Genomic DNA, 1,204 nt, shown 5'->3' on the forward strand with positions numbered 1-1,204 from the left:
GAGCCAGCCGCCGAAGGTGGGGTAGATGATTGGGGTGAAGTCGTAACAAGGTAGCCGTATCGGAAGGTGCGGCTGGATCACCTCCTTTCTATGGAGAATCGTTTCCTGCAACGGAAACATTCAAATATGACTTCAATGAAGTCAACCAACTCACTCGTTGGTCAGTTTTGAAAGATCAATTCTTTCACCATGAATACGTTTGGTGGCGATAGCGGAAGGGTTCCACGCGTACCCATACCGAACACGACCGTTAAGCCTTCCAGCGCCGATGGTACTTGGACCGAAGGGTCCCGGGAGAGTAGGACGTCGCCAAGCGTATTTTATATGGGCCCTTAGCTCAGCTGGTTAGAGCGCACCCCTGATAAGGGTGAGGTCGGTGGTTCGAGTCCACTAGGGCCCACCATATAAATACTAACTTCATAAGATAAGTGACGAGGTCTCCGGTAGTTGATCGGAATCAACCTCGAAGCCATACTTCACTTTTGAAGTGAAATTATGGGGCTATAGCTCAGCTGGGAGAGCGCCTGCCTTGCACGCAGGAGGTCAGGGGTTCGATCCCCCTTGGCTCCACCATAAACTTTCATGTCACTTCCATAAATTGCAGGTTGAACTGCAAGATATCATGTGGTATGATAATCTTCCGGTTGAAAGACTGGGTTGATCCTTGAAAACTAGATAACGAAACGAATTTGCGCAATTAGAAATATCCTTTTAGCTGAACTTGTGTCAAGCGATTGATCAAGTTTAATAAAAAGTAGCGCGAAGGTTTTGGGATCATCGATCCTTTGGAAGTTCGTTTCCACCTATTAACTCGTTTAGTAGATCAGGAAACAAACGGACAACAGAGCGATGAGCACAATAACCGGAGCAATTGGTTAAGCTACTAAGAGCACACGGAGGATGCCTAGGCGCTAGGAGCCGAAGAAGGACGTGGCGAACAACGATACTGCCTCGGGGAGCTGTAAGCAAGCTTCGATCCGGGGATGTCCGAATGGGGAAACCCAGCTAGTGTAATAGCTAGTTACCCGTATCTGAATACATAGGATGCGAGGAGGCATACCCAGGGAACTGAAACATCTAAGTACCTGGAGGAAGAGAAAACAAGAGTGATTCCGTCAGTAGCGGCGAGCGAACGCGGAACAGCCTAAACCAGAGAGCTTGCTCTCTGGGGTTGTGGGACGTCTCACATGGAGTTACAAAGGAA

Annotated in this window: 2 tRNA genes and 3 rRNA genes; all 5 read left to right on the forward strand. The window is 48.7% G+C overall.

Features of this window, described 5'->3' with window-relative positions:
• Positions 1-88, forward strand: a 16S ribosomal RNA gene (locus tag AK95_RS25505); the annotation flags it as partial.
• A 110-nt stretch (positions 89-198) separates the two neighbouring features.
• Positions 199-315 (forward strand): 5S ribosomal RNA (gene rrf, locus AK95_RS25510).
• Positions 316-326: 11 nt separating this feature from the next.
• A tRNA-Ile gene (locus AK95_RS25515) sits at positions 327-403 on the forward strand.
• A gap of 94 nt (positions 404-497) precedes the next feature.
• A tRNA-Ala gene (locus AK95_RS25520) sits at positions 498-573 on the forward strand.
• 300 nt (positions 574-873) lie between these two features.
• Positions 874-1,204 (forward strand): 23S ribosomal RNA (locus AK95_RS25525); the annotation flags it as partial.

The sequence above is a fragment of the Paenibacillus sp. LC231 genome, assembly GCF_001860525.1.
GTDB lineage: Bacteria > Bacillota > Bacilli > Paenibacillales > Paenibacillaceae > Paenibacillus_AQ.